The organism is Frankia sp. AiPs1 (genome assembly GCF_023716945.1).
In the GTDB taxonomy this organism is placed as follows: domain Bacteria; phylum Actinomycetota; class Actinomycetes; order Frankiales; family Frankiaceae; genus Frankia.
Map to the genome: position 1 here is coordinate 1 of NZ_JAMQQF010000819.1, position 1,917 is coordinate 1,917.

The following is a 1,917-nucleotide window of genomic DNA, read 5'->3' on the forward strand; positions in this document are numbered from 1 at the left end:
CTGCCGGGCAGCGCGCCCGCTGGCCCCGCGCGGGTGGCCGATCCGGCGGCGGAGGCGGTCCTGTTGCTCGCCGGGAGCAGCCCGGCGGAGCTGCTCGCCCAGCTCGACGTCGACGACACGGAGCTGCTCGACCGGGATGACGCGGCGAGCCCGCCGGCCGGCGGCCCCTGGCGGCTCGCCCTGGTGGCGCCGAACCCGCGCCGGCTCGCCTTGGCCCGCACGGTCGTGGGGCGGGGCAATCCGTGGCGGGGCCGCAACGACCTGTGGTTCACCCCGGCCGGACTGCTCGACCCTGCCCGGCCCGACGGGACGCCCGCCGGGCAGACGGCGTTCCTGTTCTGCGGCCTGGAAGACAAGTTCTCCCCGCGCATCGACGACGTCTGCGCGCACTTCGGGCTCGCCCGCCCGGCCCTCGACGACACCGGGATACTCGGCCGGCACGGCGTCGCGAGCGTCGAGGTCGGACGGATCCTCGACGAGGCGCTGCGGCGCCTCGACATCGTCCCGAACCTCGTCGGCGGGCACAGCATCGGCGAGTGGAACGCGATGATCAGCGGTGGGCTCATCACCGGCGAGTCCACCGACGCCTTCATCGCCGGCTTCGACCCGGCCGTGCTGGAGGTGCCCGGGGTCGTCTTCGGCGCGCTGGGCTGCGGCGCCGTGCGTGCCGCCGAGGTCATTGCCGACCTCGGCGAGGTCGTCGTCTCCCACGACAACTGCCCGCACCAGTCGATCATCTGCGGGCGCGAGGCGAGCGTGCGCACCGCGCTGGAGCGGCTGCGCCGCGCCGGCGTGCTCGGGCAGGTCCTGCCGTTCCGCTCCGGCTTCCACTCCCCGTTCCTGGAGCCCTACCTGGACCGGCTGCGGACCAACCTCGCCGACGTCACCCTCGTCGAGGCGACGATCCCGATCTGGTCGGCGACGACGGTCGCGCCCTACCCGGACGACCACGACGCCATCCGGTCGCTCGCCCTGCGCCACCTCGTCGAGCCCGTGCGGTTCCGGGAACTCGTCCGCCGGCTGCACGACACCGGCGTGCGCGTCTTCGTCCAGGTCGGCGTGGGCAGCGTCGCCGGGTTCGTCGACAACACGCTGCCAGGTGACGACCACGTCGCGCTGGTCACGAACTCCCCGAAACGGTCCGGGCTGGACCAGTTGCGCCGGGTGGCCGCCGCCCTGTGGGTGGAGGGCGCGGCCCCGCGGCTCGACCTGCTGCCCTGCCGGACCCGTCCCGAGCCGCCCGCCGTTCCGGCGACGGCGCCGGCCCCCACCCTGGCCTCGTCCCCCACCCCGGTCCTGGTCTCGTCCCCCACCCTGGCGTCGTCCCCCACCCTGGCGTCGTCTCCCGCCCTGGTGTCGTCTCCCGCCCCGAAGCCGACGCCCGTCGCCGGCCGGCCCATCGAGCTGCCGCGGCGCCGGGGCACGCCTGTCCGGCTGAAACTCGGCACGCCGCTGGTGCGCCTCGGCCCCGCGGGCGCGACCCTGCTCGGCCCGAATCTCCTCGGCCCGGATCTTCGCGGAGCCGATCTCCTCGGCCCCGCGGGCACCGATCTTCCCGGCCCGGACCTACCTGGCCAGGATCGCCCGGGCGCGGCTCTCCCCAGCCCGGACCGCTCTGACCCGGTTGTCTCCAGCCCGGTTCTCCCTAGCCAGGTTCTCCCTAGCCCAGTTCTCTCCAGCCCGGACCACCTGGGCCCGGACCACCTGGCTCCGGATCACCTGGATCCGGCGCTCCCTGCCTTGGGCGCCGCCGGAGGCCATCCGGTTCTCGACGAGCTGCGGGCGGCGCTTGCCGACGCGGATGCGGTGATGTCCGCGGTCGTCGACCGGTGGGCACTCGGCCCCACCGCCCCGCCGGGTTCGCCGCCACGCCGGCGCCGTGGGCTCGGTAGCGGCGGGATGGGCGCCGGCGGGATG

Annotated in this window: 1 protein-coding gene; it reads left to right on the forward strand. The window is 75.5% G+C overall.

The window, feature by feature from the left end:
* Positions 1-1,917: acyltransferase domain-containing protein (locus tag ND748_RS30985; protein ID WP_251749859.1), on the forward strand; the 1,917-nt coding region annotated here is incomplete at both ends.